The sequence below is a fragment of the Corynebacterium sp. 2571A genome (assembly GCF_055700935.1).
Genome location: NZ_JASTTE010000009.1, coordinates 1 through 1483, shown reverse-complemented (window position 1 = coordinate 1483; position 1483 = coordinate 1). Strand labels below are relative to the sequence as shown.

Below are 1483 nucleotides of genomic sequence, written 5' to 3'. Positions count from 1 at the left end.
AACCACCAGTAAAAAAGAAATAGCTGCCTAACCACTAGGTAGCTCTACTACGTGTCCACGATTTGCGGGCAACCCCATTCCTGCCGATCGAATCGATGTGGTTGTCGGTTTCGGTTGAGCAACCTTCTGTTCGACTGCGACGGGATTCATTGCCCTCAAGAAGATGGATTTCTCCTCGTTGGTGAGCTTGCTGTACTCCTCGTTGGGATCAGCAGCGTTCATTACTTGATTCGCTAGTTTCCCTTCCTTTGGGGCCTCGGTGGCGTGGGCTGGCCCTGTTGTCAAGCTGAGTGCAGTGGGAGTGGCAAGGGGGATTGAGAGGAGACGGTGTTTCACGGTTGTCTTATCTTGTGGATGATTGCGGTTAAGTAACAGGGTATTCTGCATAGCTTTCAAGATCCATAATTGTTCTAAAGAAGGGGGAGGCTCTCTTTGAGGTGGCGGTGGAAGCTGCGTTGTTGGCGGGCGCGGCAAATTCCAAGGGGATTTCGCTGACGAATACGGCGGTATCAGCGTCGATGATTGCGTCAGAGGTGAACTCCACGGCGATTTCTGCGACGAACTGGGCTGTCACTGCGGTGAAGACGGCGACGGCGGCGAACAGCGCGGCGATTGAGTCGGTGACTAAGGCCTCGGAAGCGAATACAGCGGCGATTGGGTTGCTGCACCTGAAAAACCACGGGGCGTGGTCAGTAGAGCAGCCGTACGAGCTGAAAGCCAACGTGTGGACTAATCCTAAATTCACGCGGCAGAAAGGTACTGTTTCTGGCTGTTATCTGGCGTATTTTACGGATACGGGGCAAAGCTATGTGTGATTTACCGAGCCCGGGAAATGGCAGGTGTAGGTGCGCATCCATATGCCTGCGTCTAGAGCGAGTGGCGGTGGTACGTCTTCTACTCTCCGGGTCCAAATCATGTCCAACGGCGTAGTTATGGATGAGGTGCAAACGGTGGGGTACGACTCAGGCTGGGATTACACCGAGCTTAACGTGCGTCAGCTGGCCCGCCTTTAGTGCAACGCGCACCACTGGGCAGACTAAGCGCCTGAGATAACCGCCAACTAGGGGGCCGCATGAAAGACACCAGCTATGATGCTGACCGTAACCCTGAGCTGGTCAAAGTTAACGGCGTAGTTACGTTTACGCCCCTGCTTAAGCAGGGGGATGTGGTTCAGTGGTCCGGGCCCAACCGCCCAGAATCTTTGGTGTTCGCCCCTACCCAATGTCGCGTTAGCGACGGCATCATCATGCACCTGTGGCGGGCGCGAGTGGAGCATACGACGCATGAGGGGTGGGTGCCGTCGGCGGCTACGCACGCGGTGTGGGAAGCCCTAGGGCAAGTTGGATAGTTTGGGCCTACCTGCCGTCCTATAAAAATAAGCCACACCAAAAAGGTGTAGCTCATGTGTGGAGCCGGCGACGAGAATCGAACTCGCGCTCTCAGCTTGGGAAGCTGGTTTAAATGTTGCATGATGCGACATTAA

At 55.0% G+C, this 1483-nt stretch carries 1 protein-coding gene; it reads left to right on the top strand.

Annotation, left to right across the window (positions count from 1 at the left end; genetic code table 11):
• Positions 1 to 443: 443 nt before the first annotated feature.
• On the top strand, positions 444 to 815 hold the full coding sequence (locus tag QQS53_RS12470; protein WP_472776111.1) for a hypothetical protein: 372 nt from the start codon (positions 444 to 446) through the stop codon (positions 813 to 815).
• Positions 816 to 1483: the final 668 nt, after the last annotated feature.